This is a genomic window from Enterobacter sp. CPE_E1241 (genome assembly GCF_045618265.1).
GTDB lineage: Bacteria > Pseudomonadota > Gammaproteobacteria > Enterobacterales > Enterobacteriaceae > Enterobacter > Enterobacter adelaidei.
In genome coordinates this window covers 4,843,783-4,864,110 of sequence record NZ_JBIWYV010000001.1, presented here as the reverse complement: position 1 = coordinate 4,864,110, position 20,328 = coordinate 4,843,783, and the positions used below count along the sequence as shown (strand labels likewise).

Sequence of the window (20,328 nt, the reverse complement as noted above, 5' to 3'; positions counted from 1 at the left end):
AACAGACGAAGTAATGGCGCTTTCACACGGAGAGTTGGTGGCTTTTTCCCTACTGCAGAAGATTTCGCTACGATTCTGCACGAATCAGGGCTTATATCCACATAGACTAAATTGTCATCAGTGGGTAATACAGATGAGATCTAACAAAGTAACATTATGATAATTAAGATCTAAATTATATCTCGTATGTATTTTTTGCGTCTGTTATTCATATGAAGTGAAAATATACACAAACTTATCCACAGTTTGTTTTTTGCGAGAGATCTTCACGATCGTAAAATCTTTTCCTGTATCTGGCGCTAATAACTGATGTTTTCATCCTTCTGTGGCATCCTTTAGCCATAAATTGATTAAAGGCACGGACATTATGGTTCAGATCCCAGAAAACCCTCTTATTCTCGTCGACGGCTCTTCTTACCTGTATCGGGCGTATCATGCGTTTCCTCCTCTGACCAATAGCGCAGGGGAACCTACCGGCGCGATGTATGGCGTGCTTAACATGCTGCGCAGCCTGATACTCCAGTATCAGCCAACCCATGCGGCGGTGGTCTTTGATGCCAAAGGCAAAACCTTCCGCGACGAGTTGTTTGAGCATTACAAATCTCACCGTCCGCCAATGCCTGACGATCTGCGTGCGCAGATTGAGCCGCTGCACGCCATGGTGAAAGCGATGGGCCTGCCGCTGCTGGCGGTCTCTGGTGTTGAAGCCGATGACGTCATCGGCACGCTGGCGCGTGAAGCTGAAAAAATGGGCCGTCCGGTGCTGATCAGCACTGGAGATAAAGATATGGCGCAGCTGGTAACGCCAGGTATCACCCTGATTAACACCATGACCAACACCATTCTGGGGCCTGAAGAGGTTGTCACAAAATATGGCGTACCGCCTGAGCTGATTATCGACTTCCTCGCGTTGATGGGCGACTCGTCGGATAACATCCCAGGAGTCCCTGGTGTCGGTGAAAAAACGGCACAGGCGCTGCTTCAGGGGCTGGGCGGGCTGGATACGCTGTACGCGGAATCGGATAAAATCGCCGGGCTCTCCTTCCGTGGTGCAAAAACCATGGCCGGAAAACTTCAAGATAACAAAGAGGTGGCTTACCTCTCTTATAAGCTGGCAACGATTAAAACCGATGTCGAACTGGAACTGGGTTGTGAGCAACTGGAAGTGCAGCAGCCTTCTGCTGACGATCTGCTGAACTTGTTTAAGCAATACGAATTCAAGCGCTGGATCACCGACGTCGAAAGCGGCAAGTGGTTACAGGCAAAAGGGGCTAAGCCAGCAGCAAAACCGAAAGAGACGATAGTGGTTGATGCTGAAGAACAAGCCGAAGAAGAAGCCGTGACCTTGTCCTTCGAAAACTACGAAACGATTCTTGAAGAGTCGCAGCTGATCGCCTGGATTGAGAAACTGAAAAAAGCGCCGGTCTTTGCCTTTGACACGGAAACCGACAGCCTCGACAACATCTCTGCCAATATGGTGGGCCTGTCATTTGCCACTGAACCGGGGATGGCGGCTTATGTCCCTGTTGCACACGATTACCTGGATGCGCCGGCGCAGATCTCCCGTGAACGCGTGCTTGAGCTGCTGAAGCCGATTCTGGAAGACGACAAGACGCTCAAAGTCGGGCAAAACCTGAAGTACGATCGCGGTATTCTGCAAAACTACGATATTGAGCTGCGCGGTATTGCATTCGACACCATGCTGGAATCCTACATTCTGGACAGTGTTGCAGGTCGCCATGATATGGATTCCTTATCAGACCGTTGGCTGAAACATAAAACCATCACTTTCGAAGAGATTGCCGGTAAAGGGAAAAATCAACTTACCTTCAACCAGATTGCACTCGAAGAGGCGGGTCGCTATGCGGCGGAAGATGCGGATGTCACTCTGCAGCTGCACCTGAAGATGTGGCCAAAACTTCAGAAAGAAGCAGGGCCGCTGAACGTATTCCAGCATATTGAGATGCCATTGGTGCCTGTGCTTTCACGTATTGAGCGCAATGGCGTTAAAATCGATCCAACCGTATTGCATAACCACTCCGGGGAGCTCGCGCAGCGTCTGACCGAGCTTGAGCAAAAAGCGCATGAGCTTGCTGGAGAACCGTTTAACCTCTCGTCGCCGAAACAGCTACAAACCATCCTGTTTGAAAAGCAGGGCATCAAGCCGCTGAAGAAAACGCCTGGTGGTGCACCGTCGACGTCTGAAGAGGTGCTTGAAGAGCTGGCACTGGATTACCCCCTGCCAAAAGTGATTCTGGAGTATCGGGGTCTCGCGAAGCTGAAGTCCACTTACACTGATAAGCTCCCGCTGATGATCAACCCGAAAACGAGCCGTGTGCATACGTCGTATCATCAGGCTGTGGCGGCGACGGGTCGACTCTCTTCAACCGATCCAAACCTGCAGAACATTCCGGTACGTAATGAAGAAGGCCGCCGAATCCGTCAGGCTTTTATTGCTCCAGATGACTACCTGATCGTCTCTGCAGACTACTCGCAAATTGAGCTGCGCATTATGGCGCATCTGTCCCGCGACAAAGGTTTGTTGACCGCGTTTGCCGAAGGGAAGGATATCCACCGTGCAACCGCGGCGGAAGTCTTCGGTTTGCCGCTGGATAGCGTAACCAACGAACAGCGCCGCAGCGCCAAAGCGATCAACTTTGGTTTGATCTACGGTATGAGCGCATTTGGTCTGTCGCGCCAGCTCAACATTCCACGCAAAGAGTCGCAGAAGTATATGGATCTCTACTTCGAGCGTTATCCGGGCGTGCTGGAATATATGGAGCGTACCCGCGCACAGGCGAAAGAGAAAGGTTACGTCGAAACACTGGATGGCCGCCGTCTCTACTTACCGGACATCAAATCCAGCAATGCCGCGCGCCGCGCGGGTGCTGAACGTGCGGCGATCAATGCCCCTATGCAAGGTACCGCGGCGGACATCATTAAGCGTGCGATGATTGCCGTTGATGACTGGCTGGAAAAAGAGAAGCCCCGCGTGAAAATGATCATGCAGGTTCACGATGAACTGGTATTCGAAGTGCACAAAGACGACCTCGACGCCGTATCGAAGAGGATCCACGAACTGATGGAAAGCAGCATGACACTTGACGTGCCGTTGCTGGTGGAAGTCGGAAGTGGTGAAAACTGGGATCAGGCTCACTAAAGGCTCTGCGAATAACGCGCTTTTTATGTAAGTTAGCAACATAACAAAGTGCGTTTTGTGACGATCATTAGAATTCCCTATGTAAATAATGAAAAAAAACTACAAAAAGTGCTTTTTCTGCAGCACAAAAAGGGGTAGAGTTATCGGCGTAGGGTACAGAGGTAAGATGTTCTATCTTTCAGACCTTTTACTTCACGTAATCGGATTTGGCTGAATATTTTAGCCGCCCCAGTCAGTAATGACTGGGGCGTTTTTTATTGCGGCAAAGAAAAATCAGGCAAAAAAACGCGGACATCGCCGCGCTCGGTATTACTCTTCTTCCGCTTCCGTCGCGGGTTCCAGCTCGCTAAACCAGGTGTCGAGCTTCTGACGCAGTTTGTCCACGCCCTGCTTTTTCAGCGAGGAGAACGGCTCAACCTGCACATCGCCGTTGAAAGCCAGCACCGCTTCGCGAACCATATTCACCTGCGCTTTACGCGCACCGCTTGCCAGCTTATCGGCTTTCGTCAGCAGTACCAGTACGGCAATATCGCTTGCTACAGCCCAGTCGATCATCTGCTGATCCAGATCTTTCAGGGGGTGACGGATATCCATCAGCACCACCAGGCCTTTCAGGCACATGCGTTTTTCCAGGTATTCACCCAGCGCACGCTGCCACTTGATTTTCATCTCTTCGGGGACCTGAGCGTAACCGTAGCCCGGTAAGTCGACCAGGCGTTTGCCCTCTGCGACTTCAAACAGGTTAATCAACTGGGTACGGCCAGGTGTTTTTGAGGTACGCGCCAGGCTTTTCTGATTTGTCAGCGTGTTCAGGGCGCTGGATTTCCCCGCATTGGAGCGGCCAGCAAATGCCACTTCAATACCGGTATCAGAAGGAAGGTGGCGAATATCGGGCGCACTGGTGACAAAATGCGTCTGTTGGTAGTTCCAGGTAGTCACGTGGTCGTCTCCAAAATCGTAATCTGAAGGGGATTATACCCGAATGCAGGCAAAAGGCTTTTCTGATTGCATAGGTCTGTAGGTGAAAGCCCCGGCCGTTGTGAGAGATCGGCTAATCATGCTTTGGGATATTTCAGAGAAATCGCAGGCGTCAAAAAAGCCAAACTGTTTTAAATCATTAGCTTATTTCCAGGTAATTATCTGAAAATCCCTTTTTGTACCGTTTCGTTGCTTGTTAGTTTAACGGAACAAGGTAAAGTGTGCGTCAGGGCGAGGAAGCCAACAGGATATCGACTTAAGGATTAGGGTCAGGAGCGCCAGGAGGCGAAGACGCAGGATTGTCAGGATGACCAGCGCCTGGAGGCGTTTTAACAGGAAATGGAACCGTATCACGGACGGTATAAGCCAAGGGATAAACAGGGTTTGTTGTTGGCAAACATGGAATGTCTGACCCGCTAAGGGTTGTGAGTCAGGAAAAAAGGCGACAGATTGCTCTGTCGCCTTTTTTCTTTGCTTGCTTTCTGCTAGATTTCGCCGCAATTCTATACTGAAGAAAACGACTTAAAGATAAAACATCATGAAAAAACCAACCTCCGCTGCGGGTGCTAAACGCCCTGCAAAAGCACGCCGCAAAACGCGCGAAGAACTGAACCAGGAAGCGCGCGACCGTAAACGCGACAAAAAGCATCGCGGTCATGCTGCGGGTAGCCGTGCAAACGGTGGTGGTACTGCGGGCGCTTCTGCAAAAGGTAAGCAGCAGAAAGATCCTCGTATCGGCAGTAAAACTCCCATTCCACTGGGCGTGACAGACACCCCGGTCACTAAGCAGCACAAACCAAAGAGCGAGAAACCTATGCTTTCACCGCAGGCTGAGCTGGATATGCTGGAGAACGATGAGCGCCTGGACGCGCTGCTGGAACGTCTTGAAGAGGGTGAAACCCTGACTGCTGAAGAGCAGTCATGGGTGGATGCCAAACTGGATCGCATTGATGAACTGATGCAGAAGCTGGGCCTGTCATACGACGATGACGAAGATGAAGAAGACGAGAAGCAGGAAGATATGATGCGTCTTCTGAAGGGTGGAAACTAACATTTGCACCCGGCAGGCACGATAGTCCTGCTTATAACCCTTCCGGTTATATGTTATCTGGTGTGGTTATTCGTTAAACTACGGCGGTTGTCGCGGCGACAGAAGTGGTTGCGCACCCGAGTGATGGCCCGCAATGGGGCCAGAACGGGCCGCCGTATACGAACGCGACACCAACGGAAGGAGTGAGCATGTCAGCACCAACTATCGACTGGGATTTGGCCCTAATCCAGAAATATAACTATTCCGGGCCGCGTTATACGTCATACCCCACCGCGCTGGAGTTCTCCGATGCCTTCGGAGAGCGTGATTTCCAGCAGGCTGTCGCGCGCTATCCTGAGCGTCCGCTGTCGCTCTACGTCCATATTCCGTTCTGCCACAAGCTTTGTTACTTCTGCGGCTGCAATAAAATTGTGACCCGCCAGCAGCATAAAGCTGATCAGTATCTTGACGCGCTCGAACAAGAAATTGTGCATCGCGCGCCGCTGTTTAAAGACCGTCACGTCAGCCAGCTTCACTGGGGCGGCGGTACGCCAACTTATTTGAATAAAGCGCAAATTAGCCGCCTGATGAACCTGCTGCGCGGCAATTTCAGTTTTAACGCCGACGCTGAAATCTCGATCGAAGTCGATCCGCGTGAAATTGAGCTGGATGTACTGGATCACTTACGCGCTGAAGGTTTTAACCGCCTGAGTATGGGCGTGCAAGATTTCAATAAAGAAGTACAGCGTCTGGTGAACCGTGAGCAGGACGAAGAGTTTATCTTCGCCTTGCTCAATCACGCGCGTGAGATTGGTTTCACCTCGACCAACATTGATCTGATTTACGGCCTGCCAAAGCAGACGCCGGAAAGTTTTGCCTTCACGCTGAAACGTGTGGCCGAACTCAGCCCGGACCGTTTGAGCGTCTTTAACTATGCGCATCTGCCGACGCTGTTTGCTGCCCAGCGCAAAATTAAAGATGCCGATCTCCCTTCTGCCCAACAGAAGCTGGATATTTTACAGGAAACTATTACTTCGCTGACCGAAACCGGTTATCAGTTCATTGGCATGGATCACTTTGCCCGTCCGGATGACGAACTGGCGATTGCTCAGCGCGAAGGGGTCCTGCACCGCAATTTCCAGGGCTACACGACCCAGGGCGATACCGATTTGCTGGGGATGGGCGTCTCTGCCATTAGCATGATTGGCGACTGCTATGCACAAAACCAGAAAGAGCTGAAGTCGTACTACCAGCAGGTTGATGACACCGGCAACGCGCTGTGGCGTGGCATTGCGTTAACGCGCGACGACTGTATTCGCCGTGATGTTATTAAGGCGCTTATCTGCAACTTCCGTCTCGATTTCAGCGACGTGGAAGCGCAGTGGGAGCTGAACTTCAGCGATTATTTTGCGGAAGACCTGAAGCTGATTGCACCGCTGGCGAAAGATGGGCTGGTGGATGTATCTGAGAGTATGATTGAGGTCACGCCGAAAGGGCGTCTGTTGATCCGTAATATTTGCATGTGCTTTGACGCGTATCTGCGTCAGAAAGCGCGTATGCAGCAGTTCTCGCGGGTGATTTAAGGCGCATAGCCAAAAGTACGAAACGTATGCCGGGTAAGGCGAAGCCGCCACCCGGCTTTTACGTTCAATCCCGCTAGCTAAACAGCCCAACCAGCGCCGCACACAACATAGCCGCAACGGCTGTTTGCGGTGTATGGCTTTCGGCTGCACTGCTAGAGAGCAAATTCACTAATGATTCCAGCATGATGGTTCCCCCAATTTCCGGGCACGATCATACAAAACTCATCGAAACAGTAAAGCGCAAAATAACGGCAATTTGCGCTCAATTAATAACCTTTACACAAGAGCGGATATTACTCCATTCCCAGCTCTTTCAGCTTGCGCGTCAGGGTATTACGTCCCCATCCTAACAGGCGAGCGGCTTCCTGCTTATGCCCTTGTGTATGGCGGAGCGCAGTGGTCAATAACGTACGTTCCATCTCTGGTTGAGCCTCTGAGAGTAAGTTTTGATGACCGGAACGCAGTGCGCGGTCGGCCCACTGCGCCAGCAGCGTCGCCCAGCTGTCCGGCAGCGCGTGCCCGGTACTGCTCTCTGGTGCGGTTGCTTCAAACAGCTCGGCCGGTAAATCCTGAATCAGGACTTCCTGTCCGGCGGCCATCACGGTCAGCCAGCGGCAGGTGTTTTCCAGCTGGCGCACGTTACCTGGCCACGCGAGACGCGTGAGGGCTGCGTCGGTTTCTGGATGAAGCTGCTTCGCCTCCACACCCAGTTCCCGAGCTGCAACCTGCAGGAAGTGACGTGCCAGGCGAGGAATATCTTCCCGGCGTTCACGCAGCGGTGGCAAATGGACGCGAATGACGTTCAGGCGATGGAATAAGTCCTCACGGAATTTTCCTTCCTGCACGCGTTGCTCCAGGTTCTGGTGAGTCGCGGCAATAATGCGCACGTCCACCTTCACCGGTGCATAGCCACCCACGCGATAAAACTGCCCGTCGGCCAGCACGCGCAGCAGGCGGGTCTGGACATCCAGCGGCATATCGCCGATCTCATCCAGGAACAGTGTTCCACCGTCAGCTTGTTCAAAGCGCCCCTGACGAATTGTGTTCGCACCGGTAAATGCCCCTTTTTCGTGGCCGAACAGTTCGGATTCAATCAAATCCTTCGGGATTGCTGCCATATTCAGGGCGATAAACGGGGCTTTTGCCCGCGGGCTGTGGCGATGTAATGCATGCGCCACGAGCTCTTTACCGGTTCCCGATTCGCCGTTAATTAATACGCTGATGGACGAGCGGGACAAACGGCCAATAATACGAAACACATCCTGCATCGCCGGCGCTTCGCCGATAATGTCAGTTGTTGGCCCAAAATCGGGTGTGTGGCGAGGCTGTTGCTGTTCCTGATAGTGGCTAATTGCACGCTCAACCAGCGCTACCGCTTCGTCGATATCAAACGGTTTTGGCAGGTAATCGAACGCCCCTTGCTGATAGGCGCTCACTGCGGCATCAAGATCGGAGTGCGCCGTCATTATGATGACCGGAAGCATAGGGTGGCGTTGTTTGATCTGTTTTAAAAGCGCCAGCCCGTCCATTCCCGGCATGCGAATATCTGAGAGCAGAACATCGGGCGTTTTGGTGGTGAGTGCGTCGAGCACTTCGCTGCCGCTCTCAAACGTCGTGCAGCTTAATCCTGCCCCTGTGAGCGCGCGTTCAAGCACCCAACGGATGGAGCTATCGTCATCGACTACCCAGACTATCCCTCGTTGCATAAACGTCACCTTTATTTTTTAATCGGCAGGAAAACCGAAAACTCGGTGTGTCCCGGCCAACTGTTAAATTCAATTTTTCCAGAGTGTTGATCGATCAAACTGCGTGCAATGGATAAGCCCAGGCCGGTTCCGCCTTCGCGACCACTTACCATCGGGTAGAACAGGGTGTCCTGTAGATGCGATGGAATACCAGGTCCGTTATCCTCAACGTCGATTCGGGCGGCCAGTCGATAGCGTACGCCGTGTAACGTGAGCTGGAAGGCGGTGCGGGTACGTAAAATAATCTCGCCCCCTTCAGGCCCCAGAGCCTGCAGGGCATTGCGTACGATATTCAACAGTACCTGCTCAATCTGATCCGGGTCATGTGCCAGTTCTGGCAGGCTTGGGTCGTAATCACGCACCAGCGTGACGTTTTCTGGTAATTCCATCGAAACCAGTTTCACCACCCGCTCAGCCACTTTATGAATACTTTCTGATACGTGCATACCCGGTTGCTGTGGCCCGAGAAGACGGTCAACCAGATTGCGCAGGCGGTCTGCCTGTTCGATGATGACGTTGGTGTACTCCGCCAGCGCGGGGTCGGGCAACGCCTTTGTCAGGAGTTGTGCTGCGCCGCGTAACCCACCCAGCGGGTTTTTGATTTCATGCGCCAGACCTCGCACCAGGTCGCGGGCGGCAATTTGCTGGGCATGCTGAAGCTGCTCCTGGCTCAGTCGGCGCTGATTATCCATTGGCGCCATTTCCAGCAGGATCAGTCCTTCAGGAAGGCGTTGGGCAGTCAGTGACAGAATATGCGAGCGCCCGTCGATAACCAGCGTGACTTCGTTATCCGTGAATCCTTGACCGGCCTGCAAACTTTCCTGCATCAGGCCAATATTCAGCGAAAAATAACTCAGTAATTCCGGAAGCGGGGTGCCAAACAGTTTACGTGCGCTTTGGGCGAGCAGCTGCTGTGCCGCCGGGTTGGCATAATGTACGGCCAGCTCGTCGTCGACAAGCAAGATACTGTTAATCAAAGAATTGAGAATCTGCCCAGCATCGGGCAGCGTGCCAGTTGCCATTCAGCAGTCTCCTGGAGTTGTTTGCACTAATTTAGTGCAGTATAGCTTTTTCGTCGTAAAAAGCGCGCGAGATCAGGTTGTTGGTGGAGAAAAAAGCCCATCCGGAGATGGGCTAAAAGTTTCCACGGCAACTACCCCCGGCGTTTGTGACGCCGGGTAAAACAACTTAATTAAACGCTGTAGTACAGCTCGAACTCTACCGGATGCGGAGTCATACGCACGCGGTCGTTCTCTTCAGTACGCAGGGCGATGTAAGCATCGATAGCGTCGTCAGTGAATACGCCACCTGCAGTCAGGAACTCGCGGTCTGCGTCCAGCGCCTGCAGGGCTTCTTCCAGAGAACCAGCAACCTGTGGGATCTCTTTCGCTTCTTCTGGCGGCAGGTCGTACAGGTTTTTGTCCATTGCTTCGCCTGGGTGGATCTTGTTCTTGATACCATCCAGACCAGCCATCAGCAGTGCTGCGAAGCACAGGTATGGGTTAGCCGCTGGGTCCGGGAAGCGCACTTCGATACGACGCGCTTTAGGAGAAGCAACAACCGGGATACGGATAGAAGCAGAACGGTTACGCGCAGAGTAGGCCAGCATTACTGGTGCTTCGTAGCCCGGGACCAGACGCTTGTAGGAGTTAGTGGTTGGGTTAGCCAGGGCGTTGATCGCTTTAGCGTGTTTGATTACGCCGCCGATGTAATACAGCGCCTGCTCAGACAGACCAGCATATTTGTCACCAGAGAACAGGTTGGTACCGTTCTTGGACAGAGACATGTGGCAGTGCATACCGGAACCGTTGTCGCCAAACATAGGTTTTGGCATGAAGGTAGCGGTTTTACCGAAACGGTGCGCAACGTTGTGCACAACGTATTTGTAGATCTGAATTTCGTCTGCTTTTTTGGTCATGGTGTTGAAGCGGGTAGCCACTTCGTTCTGACCCGCAGTCGCCACTTCGTGGTGGTGAGCTTCAACTACCAGGCCCATCTCTTCCATCACCAGACACATGGTGGAACGAATGTCCTGTGCTGAGTCGACCGGAGGAACCGGGAAGTAACCGCCTTTAACGCCTGGACGGTGACCTTTGTTACCACCTTCGTATTTGGTGGAAGAGTTCCATGCGCCTTCGATATCGTCGATAGCAACGTGGGAACCAGAAATAGACGCACCGAAACGGATGTCGTCGAACAGGAAGAATTCTGGCTCTGGCCCGAACAGAACGGTGTCTGCGATGCCGGTAGAACGCAGGTACTCTTCAGCGCGTTTTGCGATAGAACGTGGGTCGCGGTCGTAGCCCTGCAGCGTGCCTGGCTCGAGGATGTCGCAACGGATGATCAGGGTTGGTTCTTCGAAGAACGGATCAATGACCGCAGTGGTCGCATCTGGCATCAGAACCATGTCGGATTCGTTAATGCCTTTCCAGCCACCAATGGAGGAGCCGTCAAACATTTTGCCTTCTTCGAAGAATTCGGCGTTTACCTGATGAGCAGGAATTGTGACGTGCTGTTCTTTACCTTTGGTATCGGTGAAGCGCAGATCAACAAACTTCACTTCATGTTCGTTCAGCATCGTCAAAACGTGTTCAGCGGACATACTTAACTCTCCAGATTGGTCATTGTCGTCGTGGTAACGAGGTCTTCAATTTCTGTTTGTACTGGCTGGTGCCATGTATTTTTTATAAAGCGAAATCTGTGCCAACTTTTAAAACACCCCAAAAAGGCGTTATCATGCGCACCATAGTGCAAAAGGGCTGCACCACAATGGATTTGTTGCACCAGTATAGTGCTTCAATGTGAACATTGAGCACCATATTGGTGCAATTTACGTTAAAGTGCCCTTTTACCGCTCCGTGAAAGCGATCACAAAGCATCTCTGCAATACTTGTTTGCGGGGGATGTTTGTGATCCTGTTTTGTAGTGCGATTAATCCGTGTACAATAACGCGCTATTTCTAAATGCCTGAGGCAAAGTTGTGATCGAAAATTTGCGTAACATCGCCATCATCGCGCACGTTGACCATGGTAAAACTACCCTGGTTGACAAGCTGCTGCAGCAATCCGGTACGTTTGATGCGCGTGCCGAAACCCAAGAACGCGTGATGGACTCCAACGATTTGGAGAAAGAGCGTGGGATTACCATCCTCGCGAAAAACACCGCGATTAAATGGAATGACTACCGTATCAACATCGTTGATACCCCAGGGCACGCCGACTTCGGTGGTGAAGTTGAACGTGTAATGTCCATGGTAGACTCCGTTCTGCTGGTCGTTGACGCAATGGATGGCCCAATGCCACAGACACGCTTCGTGACCAAAAAAGCATTTGCCCATGGTCTGAAGCCAATCGTTGTTATCAACAAAGTTGACCGTCCTGGCGCGCGTCCTGACTGGGTTGTTGACCAGGTATTCGACCTGTTCGTTAACCTCGACGCGACCGACGAGCAGCTGGACTTCCCTATCGTTTACGCTTCTGCGCTGAACGGTATTGCGGGTCTGGATCACGAAGACATGGCTGAAGACATGACCCCGCTGTACCAGGCGATTGTTGACCGTGTTCCTGCGCCAAACGTCGATCTCGACGGCACCCTGCAGATGCAGATCTCTCAGCTCGACTACAACAACTATGTTGGTGTAATCGGCATTGGTCGTATCAAGCGCGGTAAAGTGAAGCCTAACCAGCAGGTCACTATCATTGATAGCGAAGGCAAAACCCGTAACGGTAAAGTCGGTAAAGTACTGACTCACCTGGGCCTTGAGCGTATCGAGAGCGACATCGCGGAAGCGGGCGACATCATCGCCATCACCGGTCTGGGTGAACTGAACATCTCCGACACCATCTGCGACCCGCAGAACGTCGAAGCGCTGCCAGCCCTGTCCGTTGATGAACCAACCGTATCCATGTTCTTCAACGTCAACACCTCTCCGTTCTGCGGTAAAGAAGGTAAATTTGTTACCTCTCGTCAGATCCTTGACCGCCTGAACAAAGAGCTGGTGCACAACGTTGCGCTGCGCGTTGAAGAAACCGAAGACGCTGATGCATTCCGCGTTTCAGGTCGTGGTGAGCTGCACCTGTCTGTTCTGATCGAAAACATGCGTCGTGAAGGTTTCGAAATGGCGGTTTCCCGTCCGAAAGTTATCTTCCGCGAAATCGATGGCCGTAAACAAGAGCCGTTCGAAAACGTGACGCTGGACGTTGAAGAGCAGCACCAGGGTTCTGTGATGCAGGCTCTGGGTGAGCGTAAAGGCGACCTGAAAAACATGAATCCAGATGGCAAAGGCCGCGTACGTCTTGACTACGTGATCCCAAGCCGTGGTCTGATCGGCTTCCGTTCTGAATTCATGACCATGACTTCCGGTACTGGTCTGCTGTACTCCACCTTCAGCCACTACGACGATGTTCGTCCGGGCGAAGTTGGCCAGCGTAACAACGGCGTGCTGATCTCCAACGGTCAGGGTAAAGCGGTTGCGTTTGCGCTGTTCGGTCTGCAGGATCGCGGTAAGCTGTTCCTGGGTCACGGTGCTGAAGTTTATGAAGGCCAGATCATCGGTATTCACAGTCGTTCTAACGACCTGACTGTAAACTGCCTGACCGGTAAGAAACTGACCAACATGCGTGCGTCCGGTACTGACGAAGCAACGGTTCTGGTTCCACCGATCAAGATGACTCTGGAGCAAGCTCTGGAATTCATCGATGACGACGAACTGGTAGAAGTGACTCCTCAGTCAATTCGTATCCGTAAACGTCACCTGACCGAGAACGATCGTAAACGTGCTATGCGCGGTGCGAAAGAAGACTAATACGGTTATGCCGTAGGCCGGGTAAGCGTTCTCATTACCCGGAACGTAAAAAGCCGCTGAGCGTTCAGCGGCTTTTTATTTGATAATGACCAGACTTCCTTTATTACCCGGAATTGACATGTCCTGAGTCAATCTCTGTTCCGCGAAATTCAACAGATTAGGGTAGCTCTTCTCCATTTATCACGAACACCCGATCTGCCGATGAAATCGTGGTTTCGCGATGTGCGATAATGATCCTGGTAATATTCATCGCTTGTATAGACTGATTGACCTGGCTCTCACTGGTTTTATCCAGGTGGCTGGTCGCCTCGTCCATGAATAGAATACCCGGTTTGCGGTATAATGCCCTGGCAATATAAAGCCGCTGTTTTTGACCACCGGATAACCCTTCCCCGAGTTCACCAATCAGTGTCTCATAACCCATCGGTAGTTTTAAAATGTCATTATGAATATGGCTGGCGATGGTGCATTCCACCATCCATTGCTCGTCAATGTCAGGCCGGAAACCGGCGATGTTTTCTTTGATTGAGCCCGAAAACAGCTTATCTTCCTGCATAATACAGGCAATGCGTTCAGCATAATGCTCAAAACCAAGTTGCTTAATATCAATGCCATTAATTCGGACACAGCCGTTCGCGGGTTCGAATAATCCGCATAACACTTTCATTAGGGTGCTTTTACCGGCACCCGACACGCCCGTAATAGCAATACTCTCTCCGGCATGAATGGTCAGATTCAGTTTACTGAAGATGGGGTCTGCATGGTTATCATAACGGTAGGCCAGATCCTGGGTTTCAAGCGTTAAGGCTCCCTGTGGTAAACGCAGCGGGCTGGTGGCCGTTAAAGATGTTGCTTCCTGTAGCGCAATATCGGCAACGCGTTCATTATGTAAGTTGATGATGTTCAGCTGAATGATAAAGTTGATGAGGGTATTTATTCGATCATAGAACTGGCTCCTGAAGGTGTTAAACGCGATAAACATGCCGATGGTTAAATGACTATCAATCATCAGTTTGCCGCTTACCCACAGGATAACAATTTGGTCGCAGGCGGCGATAAAAGATACAACGCCACCAAAGAAAAGATCCATTCGCGTCAAACGAATACCAGTATTGACCCTATCTGAAAAAAGGTTAAACCAATTATTGATTCTCAGGTCAGTCATCCCCTGAATCTTAATCGTCGCAATACCGTACAGGGTTTCCATAAAATAAGAATTAAGACGTGCCTCCTTGATTAATTCTTCTTCGGATAACTGGCGGTAGTATCGATAGGTTGCAAACCGAATGAAGGTATATATTGCGGTAAAAGAGACCACGATCATGCTGAGTTGCAGGTTGTATAAAAACATCATTATCAGCAAACCCATGAGCATTAGCGTATCAACAATGCTACCAGTTAAACCGGTGGTAAATGTGGCGCGTATCACATCAAGTGAGTGGAAACGAGACTGAATATCCCCCAGTTTGCGCCTTTCAAAATAGGTCGTCGGTAGCTTAATAAGGTGCGAAAAGAGGCTAAAGCTCCACTGGACGTCGATGAGTGTTCCCAGTATCAGCGTGGTCCAGGAGCGTATGACACTGACCGCCAAACGCAACAGAATCAGAATGAACAGCCCAAGACAGATGAGATTGAGTAAACCGTAATCTCCGGATGCAATGACATTATCCGTGACTAATTGTGTACCCACTGGCAACAGCAGGCTGATCAACTCAATCACCAGCGATAAGAAAAATATCTTTGTCAGTGATGCCGTCAGACCATTGATATTCTTTAATAACGTGGCGGTTTTTAACCTCTTTTGCTTCTTTTGACCTGAGAAGGCCGTTCCCGGCCATACCTCAAGCACGACACCGGTAAAATGCCTGGACAATTCGGGCATGCTAATTACCCGTCGTCCAAACGCAGGATCGTGGATCACCACGCTGTTCTTATCGACCTTAATCAGTACGACAAAATGGTTAAAATCCCAGTGCAAAATGCAGGGCTTACGCACATCACGTAATTCCTGAAGCTCCACGGACAATGCGCGTGACGACATCTCCAGTTCACTGGCAATTGCTTTTATCGCATTGAGGTTGACCCCACGCGATGACAAATTGAATTGTTGCCGGAGTTGTAGAAGGTCAACCTGCTTGCCATAAAAACTGCATATCATTGAAAGACAGGCCAGGCCACATTCGGATGCTTCAGTTTGAAAGACAACCGGGATGCGTTTAAATAACCTCAAATCAAGTTTGCGCATCAGCGTCTCAGGGGTATAAAAATTATTCATTTCCCGCATCCGTTACGCTCATTTTCATTTCGTAAAATGGCGATAATAACCATTCGTAGATACGTCTCTTTTCAAGGAAAAGAGAAATCTGCGCTTTTGCTCCCTGGCTCAGTGAGAGTTGCTTGCCATGAACCTGCACAGACTGTAGGTCAGGTTTGATCATGATTTTGTACCAGGATTTTTTATCGTCATAGAATTCGTGTGCAATGGTCTGCTTTGACAGGAGTTCAGGTTTCGATGCCGGAACCCTGGATATTGCTGATATTGATGCCCTGAACTGACCAAATTTCTCATAAGGAAAGGCGTCGTAACTGACATTAACGCGCTGGCCAATCGCAAGATAGGGGAGAACTTCATCCGGAACCCAGGTTTCGATATAGCATGGCGAATGTATATTCTGCTGAACACGCGCGAGTACATCGCCGGAGCCGATCATCTTACCTTGCGTCGTATTGATGGAGTCGATTAAGCCATCGGCTGTCGCCTCGATGACATAATTTCCTTCTGCTTCTGTGTTTAACTTTTCTTTTTCCAGCTCATACTTTTGTTGCTCAAGCTGATAAATCTGGTGGTCATAATCAGCTCCCTGGGACTGGATCTGCTGATTGAGCATATCTACCTGAACCTGGTCCTGTGATTTTCTGGCGACCAGGTCAGAAACATTGCTCTGCTGTTGATAGAGTAGTGCGTTTTGGCTGCTCATCTGGTCTTTCGTGACCAGACCTTTTTCCTGATAACTGCGGTAATCGTTAACGTTTTTCTCAATCTGATGCAGTTCCCGCTCAGCCTGCACAAGCAATTCAGATGAGGTGTTAAAACTGGACTGATAATGTACTTTCTGAATTATCAGTGCGTTGAGCGTACGTTTTTTCGAAGAGATCAAATTTGCCATCATTACACTGATACTGTTGATCTGTAGGGTGATCTCCTTTTTTTTGTTCTCATCAACCAGACCTGATTGCGTCGATACACCTGAATGAATGAGGAAGAGTGCGTCACCTTTTTTTATACGATCGCCTTCGCTAACAAAACTCTTCACTACCGTACCCTGCATTGATGCAGAGATATTCACTGCACCGGGGAAAGTCGTTATCTCACCGTGAACAATGACGCGCCGGGTATAGGAACCTTTGGCAATAAAAATAGAAATAGAGGCAATAAAAAACAGGCTGAGCAATACGATAAAAGCAAAAGGGATCCCTGGGAGAAGTACGGCCTTTCCTTCCCATCGGGTACTCTTATATTCAATAGCTTCCTTGCGAAACATATCTGGCCTCTTACGGCTGTGGAAATAGCCGCTCAATATCAGCGGCTATGAGTGATAACGATTCAGGAATTAATGTCTGCCGTGATCATTACCCTGGCGGCCACCGCCATTTTTCGAACCTCCATTACCTTTTGACGAACCACCGCTTTTACCACCAACGTTAACTGAGCAACCGCCGCTAAAGGAGGTGCTTTCAGAGTGAGAACCATCCTTGTTGGTGGTACTGGTGTGGGAATAGCTGCCGTTACAACCAGCACTACCACCACCGAACATCCCACCAATCGCACTACCGATAGAACCCCACATTCCTGCACCGCTTACATTGCTTAATTCATTTTCATTGAGTTCACGCATTATTAATTTTCCTTGCAATAGTGAGCAAAAGGTATACCCATAATATCCATAGACTTTTTCCATACCATTTCACCATCCGTGAATGAAATGTTTTTTACGCCAAAACGCGTAAAATCCTTTTCGCTGTACGTCGACAGACCTGTGTCTGGATCACCAATATTTTCTTTTTGCCCGCAAAGTGGCATCATCCATGACACATTTATATCTTTGTAAAATGCTTTATCCGTTTTTCTTATTTCTGAGAAAATGCGATCTGTTATCGTTGTGTCTGTATTGATTTCACCGTTAACCGTGGTCGTTAACTTACTGTCATCAGAATTAGGTGAGCCATGGAAACCAATAATGGAACCATAATTGATGATTTTGTTTTTTGCCGCAGGGAAAAGATAGTTAGCACAGGAAGAAAGACATAATCGCCTGACCTCAATGTTAATTTCTTTGTTATGAATAATGCGTGCTATTTTGATTGCAGTTTCGACATCACCGCCACCACTGTTTATCGATATTGTTCTTACAGGAATAAGGTTTTTTTTGATAATTGAAGAAATTATTTTGTCATCATCTTTTGATATATTTCCGTCGATATATAACGTATCAAAAACGAGGTGGGTTGAAAGTTTTGGTTCAAGCCCTTGCCTCACAATAAGTTGGCTAGAGAGTTGATATAAAATATCTCTGCTGGCTTTTTTATATCGGTAGGCGTTGTATGAGTAAATAGCGAAAGTGCAGAGTATCGCTATTAAAACGGCACAGAGGATGTATCCCTTTTTAATCTTCACGAAAAGTGCTGCTCCATGTGTAAAGTAATGTAAACCTACCATTATAAAAAAGAAGATAAATGCAGTATTTGTATCTAAATGTAAATTTGAGTAAAGTGAGTTTGTATCAATCTCGAGCAAAGCCGCGTGAAATGGGATTCCCATGGAGTAAGTAGTGGTAATGTGGTGATGAAAAGAAACTGTACGGAAGCGTTTTTCTGTAGGGTTTTACAGATTGAATTGATACGAATACCTCTGCAAAAACGCACTTAAATAAAACTCGTCTCACTGACTATTGTCCCGAAACTCAATAGCATCTCCGAATGCTAAATTTTCGTTCTTTAGATCAATCCCCCTAAGCTGAATCTGGCGCATAGCCAAAGCTTATCTTTCCCGCTACAGTTACTTTTCCACGGCGAGCAGGAGATAAACATGCTTTATATCTTTGACTTAGGAAATGTAATCGTCGATATCGATTTTAATCGGGTGCTGGGCGCATGGAGCGATTTTAGCCGTGTCCCACTGGCGACATTGAAGCAGAGTTTCGTGATGAGCGAGACCTTCCATCAACACGAACGCGGCGAAATCAGCGATGAAGAGTTCGCCGAACGTTTCTGCCATGAACTGGATCTGCCGTTAAGCTACGAGCAGTTTTCTCACGGCTGGCAGGCGGTATTTGTGGCGATACGTCCGGAAGTTACGAACATCATGCACAAACTGCGAGAGCAAGGACATCGTGTGGTGGTGTTGTCAAATACCAACCGTCTGCACACCACATTTTGGCCTGAGGAGTACCCTGAAGTTAAGGCAGCGGCAGATAAGATTTATCTTTCGCAGGAAATGGGGATGCGTAAACCTGAGGCACGAATTTATCAGGCTGTTCTTCAGGCAGAAGGATTTACCGCGGCCGATGCGGTCTTTTTCGACGACAACGCCGATAATATAGAGGGAGCTAACCAGTTGGGTATTACGTCAATTCTGGTGACCGGAAAAGAGACGATACCAAACTACTTTGCGAAGCAGTTATGCTAAAAACCGTTCATCAAAAAGCCACCCATCATACTCGCCCGCTGAGAGCCTGGCTAAAACTGCTCTGGCATCGCATTGATGAGGACAACATGACCACGCTGGCGGGTAATCTCGCGTACGTGTCGTTGCTCTCATTAGTGCCGCTGGTGGCGGTTATCTTTGCGCTTTTTTCCGCTTTTCCAATGTTTGCAGACGTTAGTCTGCAGCTTCGCCATTTTGTCTTCGCAAATTTTATTCCTGCAACCGGGGATGTCATCCAGAACTACATTGAGCAGTTCGTTGCTAACTCCAACAAGATGACGGCAGTGGGGGCATGCGGTCTTATCGTCACTGCGCTGCTGTTGATGTACGCCATTGATAACGCGCTGAACACCATCTGGCGGAGTAAAAAGGCACGACCGAAGGTGTACTCCTTTGCCGTTTACTGGATGATCCTGACGCTGGGTCCGTTGCTGGCCGGGGCGAGTCTGGCAATCAGCTCGTATCTTCTTTCATTACGCTGGGCGAGTGATTTAAACGGCGTTATTGATAATGTGCTTCGCATCTTCCCGCTGATCCTGTCTTGGCTCTCATTCTGGCTGCTCTATAGCGTCGTGCCGACCACGCGCGTGCCTAACCGTGATGCGGTCGTGGGGGCGCTAGTGGCGGCGTTGCTCTTTGAGCTCGGGAAGAAAGGGTTTGCCCTCTACATCACCATGTTTCCGTCCTATCAGCTGATTTACGGCGTGCTGGCGGTGATCCCGATTTTGTTTGTCTGGGTCTACTGGACCTGGTGTATCGTCTTGCTTGGTGCCGAAATAACTGTCACTCTCGGTGTCTATCGCGAACTCAAAAAAGCAGCAGCAGCTGAAAAACAACAAGAAGCAGACCAACCATGATTGCATTGATACAGCGCGTAACCCTTGCCAGCGTCACCGTGGAGGGAGAGGTGACGGGTGAAATTGGCCCAGGACTTTTGGTGTTGTTAGGTGTCGAAAAGGATGATGACGAACAAAAAGCCAACCGCTTGTGTGAGCGTGTGTTGGGCTACCGTATTTTCAGCGATGCGGAAGGTAAGATGAACCTTAACGTTCAGCAGGCGGGCGGCAGCGTGCTGGTGGTGTCTCAGTTCACACTGGCGGCGGATACCGAGCGCGGCATGCGCCCGAGTTTTTCTAAAGGTGCCACACCTGATCGTGCTGAAGAACTTTATGAGTATTTTGTTGAGCGCTGTCGCCAGCAGGAAATGAATACGCAAACCGGACGATTCGCTGCTGATATGCAGGTTTCGCTGGTGAACGATGGCCCCGTCACATTCTGGCTCCAGGTATGAGCCAACTGGCGGCGTGGCCGCGGGTAACAAGAG

At 50.0% G+C, this 20,328-nt stretch carries 16 protein-coding genes; 7 read left to right on the top strand and 9 right to left on the bottom strand.

The features are described 5' to 3' along the window. Positions 1-367: 367 nt before the first annotated feature. Complete coding sequence (gene polA, locus ACJ9Y9_RS23715) at positions 368-3,160, top strand: DNA polymerase I (RefSeq protein WP_028018156.1); 2,793 nt, start codon at positions 368-370, stop codon at positions 3,158-3,160. Positions 3,161-3,469: 309 nt separating this feature from the next. On the opposite strand, the gene yihA is transcribed toward polA, so the two are convergent. Then, complete coding sequence (yihA, locus tag ACJ9Y9_RS23710) at positions 3,470-4,099, bottom strand: ribosome biogenesis GTP-binding protein YihA/YsxC (RefSeq protein ID WP_028018155.1); 630 nt, start codon at positions 4,097-4,099, stop codon at positions 3,470-3,472. Positions 4,100-4,676: 577 nt separating this feature from the next. Here yihA and yihI point away from each other — a divergent pair. Then, the gene (yihI, locus tag ACJ9Y9_RS23705) at positions 4,677-5,189 is read left to right on the top strand and encodes a Der GTPase-activating protein YihI (RefSeq protein ID WP_028018154.1); all 513 of its coding nucleotides are present in this window, start codon (positions 4,677-4,679) and stop codon (positions 5,187-5,189) included. A 188-nt stretch (positions 5,190-5,377) separates the two neighbouring features. Further along, entirely contained in the window at positions 5,378-6,751 is a 1,374-nt protein-coding gene (gene hemN, locus ACJ9Y9_RS23700; protein ID WP_028018153.1) for an oxygen-independent coproporphyrinogen III oxidase, read from the top strand. A 73-nt stretch (positions 6,752-6,824) separates the two neighbouring features. Here the strand turns inward: hemN and ACJ9Y9_RS23695 are convergent, their stop codons facing one another. The 4 genes from ACJ9Y9_RS23695 to glnA all read right to left on the bottom strand — a co-directional run bounded on the left by ACJ9Y9_RS23695 (position 6,825) and on the right by glnA (position 11,098). After that, complete coding sequence (locus ACJ9Y9_RS23695; protein WP_032666882.1) at positions 6,825-6,935, bottom strand: YshB family small membrane protein; 111 nt, start codon at positions 6,933-6,935, stop codon at positions 6,825-6,827. A gap of 109 nt (positions 6,936-7,044) precedes the next feature. After that, complete coding sequence (glnG, locus tag ACJ9Y9_RS23690) at positions 7,045-8,457, bottom strand: nitrogen regulation protein NR(I) (RefSeq protein ID WP_020883985.1); 1,413 nt, start codon at positions 8,455-8,457, stop codon at positions 7,045-7,047. An 11-nt stretch (positions 8,458-8,468) separates the two neighbouring features. Continuing rightward, positions 8,469-9,518, bottom strand: a complete 1,050-nt coding sequence (glnL, locus tag ACJ9Y9_RS23685; RefSeq protein ID WP_028018152.1) for a nitrogen regulation protein NR(II) — start codon at positions 9,516-9,518, stop codon at positions 8,469-8,471. 170 nt (positions 9,519-9,688) lie between these two features. After that, positions 9,689-11,098, bottom strand: coding sequence for a glutamate--ammonia ligase (gene glnA, locus ACJ9Y9_RS23680; protein WP_008501856.1), 1,410 nt, complete (start codon positions 11,096-11,098; stop codon positions 9,689-9,691). A gap of 378 nt (positions 11,099-11,476) precedes the next feature. Here glnA and typA point away from each other — a divergent pair, with 378 nt between their 5' ends. Beyond that, positions 11,477-13,300: a ribosome-dependent GTPase TypA gene (gene typA / locus ACJ9Y9_RS23675; protein WP_023331638.1), complete on the top strand. Its 1,824-nt coding sequence runs from the start codon at positions 11,477-11,479 to the stop codon at positions 13,298-13,300. Between the two features lie 157 nt (positions 13,301-13,457). On the opposite strand, the gene ACJ9Y9_RS23670 is transcribed toward typA, so the two are convergent. From ACJ9Y9_RS23670 to ACJ9Y9_RS23655, 4 genes are all read right to left on the bottom strand, one after another. Continuing rightward, a complete protein-coding gene (locus tag ACJ9Y9_RS23670) occupies positions 13,458-15,575 on the bottom strand; it encodes an ABC transporter transmembrane domain-containing protein (protein ID WP_028018151.1) in 2,118 nt (705 codons plus the stop codon). After that, entirely contained in the window at positions 15,568-16,842 is a 1,275-nt protein-coding gene (locus ACJ9Y9_RS23665; protein WP_028018150.1) for an HlyD family secretion protein, read from the bottom strand. The genes ACJ9Y9_RS23670 and ACJ9Y9_RS23665 overlap by 8 nt, the downstream gene beginning before the upstream one ends. Before the next feature lie 69 nt (positions 16,843-16,911). Then, positions 16,912-17,196, bottom strand: a complete 285-nt coding sequence (locus ACJ9Y9_RS23660) for a hypothetical protein (RefSeq protein WP_028018149.1) — start codon at positions 17,194-17,196, stop codon at positions 16,912-16,914. A gap of 2 nt (positions 17,197-17,198) precedes the next feature. Beyond that, complete coding sequence (locus ACJ9Y9_RS23655; protein ID WP_028018148.1) at positions 17,199-17,975, bottom strand: hypothetical protein; 777 nt, start codon at positions 17,973-17,975, stop codon at positions 17,199-17,201. 411 nt (positions 17,976-18,386) lie between these two features. Between ACJ9Y9_RS23655 and yihX the strand changes: the two genes are divergently transcribed. From yihX to dtd, 3 genes are read left to right on the top strand one after another with little or no spacing between them, the layout of a single operon-like run. Beyond that, positions 18,387-18,986: a glucose-1-phosphatase gene (gene yihX / locus ACJ9Y9_RS23650; protein ID WP_028018147.1), complete on the top strand. Its 600-nt coding sequence runs from the start codon at positions 18,387-18,389 to the stop codon at positions 18,984-18,986. After that, positions 18,980-19,861 (top strand): virulence factor BrkB family protein, encoded by an 882-nt coding sequence (locus ACJ9Y9_RS23645; protein ID WP_028018146.1) that lies wholly within the window; start codon positions 18,980-18,982, stop codon positions 19,859-19,861. The genes yihX and ACJ9Y9_RS23645 overlap by 7 nt, the downstream gene beginning before the upstream one ends. Beyond that, positions 19,858-20,295 (top strand): D-aminoacyl-tRNA deacylase, encoded by a 438-nt coding sequence (gene dtd, locus ACJ9Y9_RS23640; RefSeq protein ID WP_028018145.1) that lies wholly within the window; start codon positions 19,858-19,860, stop codon positions 20,293-20,295. Before ACJ9Y9_RS23645 ends, dtd begins: the two co-directional genes overlap by 4 nt. The last annotated feature ends 33 nt before the right edge of the window (positions 20,296-20,328 follow it).

Coding starts and splice junctions, on each gene's coding strand:
- yihI (WP_028018154.1), top strand. CDS start 4,677: ATGAAAAAACCAACCTCCGCTGCGGGTGCTAAACGCCCTGCAAAAGCA.
- ACJ9Y9_RS23645 (WP_028018146.1), top strand. CDS start 18,980: ATGCTAAAAACCGTTCATCAAAAAGCCACCCATCATACTCGCCCGCTG.
- ACJ9Y9_RS23660 (WP_028018149.1), bottom strand. CDS start 17,196: ATGCGTGAACTCAATGAAAATGAATTAAGCAATGTAAGCGGTGCAGGA.
- hemN (WP_028018153.1), top strand. CDS start 5,378: ATGTCAGCACCAACTATCGACTGGGATTTGGCCCTAATCCAGAAATAT.
- polA (WP_028018156.1), top strand. CDS start 368: ATGGTTCAGATCCCAGAAAACCCTCTTATTCTCGTCGACGGCTCTTCT.
- ACJ9Y9_RS23665 (WP_028018150.1), bottom strand. CDS start 16,842: ATGTTTCGCAAGGAAGCTATTGAATATAAGAGTACCCGATGGGAAGGA.
- glnL (WP_028018152.1), bottom strand. CDS start 9,518: ATGGCAACTGGCACGCTGCCCGATGCTGGGCAGATTCTCAATTCTTTG.
- yihX (WP_028018147.1), top strand. CDS start 18,387: ATGCTTTATATCTTTGACTTAGGAAATGTAATCGTCGATATCGATTTT.
- ACJ9Y9_RS23670 (WP_028018151.1), bottom strand. CDS start 15,575: ATGAATAATTTTTATACCCCTGAGACGCTGATGCGCAAACTTGATTTG.
- dtd (WP_028018145.1), top strand. CDS start 19,858: ATGATTGCATTGATACAGCGCGTAACCCTTGCCAGCGTCACCGTGGAG.
- ACJ9Y9_RS23695 (WP_032666882.1), bottom strand. CDS start 6,935: ATGCTGGAATCATTAGTGAATTTGCTCTCTAGCAGTGCAGCCGAAAGC.
- glnA (WP_008501856.1), bottom strand. CDS start 11,098: ATGTCCGCTGAACACGTTTTGACGATGCTGAACGAACATGAAGTGAAG.
- glnG (WP_020883985.1), bottom strand. CDS start 8,457: ATGCAACGAGGGATAGTCTGGGTAGTCGATGACGATAGCTCCATCCGT.